This is a genomic window from Flavobacterium columnare NBRC 100251 = ATCC 23463, assembly GCF_002530675.1.
In the GTDB taxonomy this organism is placed as follows: Bacteria; Bacteroidota; Bacteroidia; order Flavobacteriales; family Flavobacteriaceae; genus Flavobacterium; species Flavobacterium columnare.
Window position 1 is genome coordinate 1 of the sequence record NZ_PCMX01000168.1, and the last position, 1,358, is coordinate 1,358.

Consider the following 1,358-nt stretch of genomic DNA (forward strand, 5'->3'; position numbering starts at 1 on the left):
ATAGCCTTCAAAGGCTTATTGGTAACAGGATGATGACCCGGTTGATTGAAAAGTTCAATATGATCTTCATCCATCTTACAATACCAAATAACGGCCTTACCATTTTTAAAATAAGTAATTGTATCGTTAGGTATTATTCTGCGTAATAAAAGCAATCTTTCATTATACGGAACCTTTGTATTTAGTTCAGCAAAACCATTTATTTCTTTATTACAAGCAACTTTAATATAACGGTTATTTTGCCATTCTAGACAAGAATTTTCCCTTTTAAAATTCCAATACACAATAATTGATAAACACAAAAATAAGCATATAAGGATTAAAAGCCTGTTACGACTAGAAGAAATCATTTTTTTAGGTAAAAGATCCATAGGCTTATTAGATAAAACAACTGAAGATCCAGTTTTGTCAATTGCATGATTTTTAGGTGGATTGTGTTTGGATTTCAAAAAGTCTCCTAAAGGTCTAGGTTGTAAATTTACTAATAAGGCCATTACATCTAAAATATCTTGATTAGGAGCCGATGTCTTTCCTTTAAAAAAATTACATATCGGGCGAAATTTATCTACATCAAAATTGGGTAAATTGTAAAATGTTTCAAGAATCATTGAATCTTTTTGAGACAATCCTTTTTGCTTTAAAATTTTACAAAAATCATTTAGTAAAGCTGGTGATGGTTTTGATAAGTAACTCGCATAAATACCCTTTTTTTCAACTTCATATTGAGCTTTTATTTCTGTAATATAATCTTTATAAGTAATGTTTTTCATAAGCATTATACGGAATTATTTAGAACTATCGGAATCCTTTGGAATTATTGGAATTTCTTTACAAACCCCTAGTAAAATCAACACACCTTTGCCTCAGAATTAGTTCTTGTTCTATTTCGCGATAAGAACAAATGTACAAAACTACTTCTAAAAAAGTGAGACTAATCCGTTCGTATTTTCTGTCTTGGGGAGTACATAAAAAACTTTCTGATATAGCCCACTTCACTTCCCAAGATGGTGCCATAAGCATTAAAACTAGGTGGTAAAAAATTCGAAAACTTATTTCGAATAGCCACAAATATGTCAAAAATTAATTAAAAAAGTATGAAAAAAATAATATTAATTGCAGTTCTAAATACGGTAGGTTTTACTATAATCTCTTGTGAAAAAGAAAATTTAAATACAGCAAATACAAAAGAAATGGAAATTAAAAAAGAAAGCAGGTTATTACAATTTGCAGATTCTACAAGTATTGAAAGGATCATACCTGTAGAAGGAACAGGAGATGATTTGGTTCCTATTAAACCTCCAAAATCTTAATTTTTTTAAATTAAATTAAAAAAAAATAGTAAATTCGGGGAAAGTATC

General features: G+C 28.9%; 1 protein-coding gene and 1 pseudogene. One reads left to right on the top strand and one right to left on the bottom strand.

The genetic code is table 11. The features are described from left to right. A pseudogene (locus tag B0A78_RS14020) lies at positions 1 to 770 on the bottom strand (hypothetical protein); the annotation flags it as partial. Positions 771 to 1,094: 324 nt separating this feature from the next. Between B0A78_RS14020 and B0A78_RS14025 the strand changes: the two are divergent. Further along, complete coding sequence (locus B0A78_RS14025; protein ID WP_014164450.1) at positions 1,095 to 1,310, top strand: hypothetical protein; 216 nt, start codon at positions 1,095 to 1,097, stop codon at positions 1,308 to 1,310. The last annotated feature ends 48 nt before the right edge of the window (positions 1,311 to 1,358 follow it).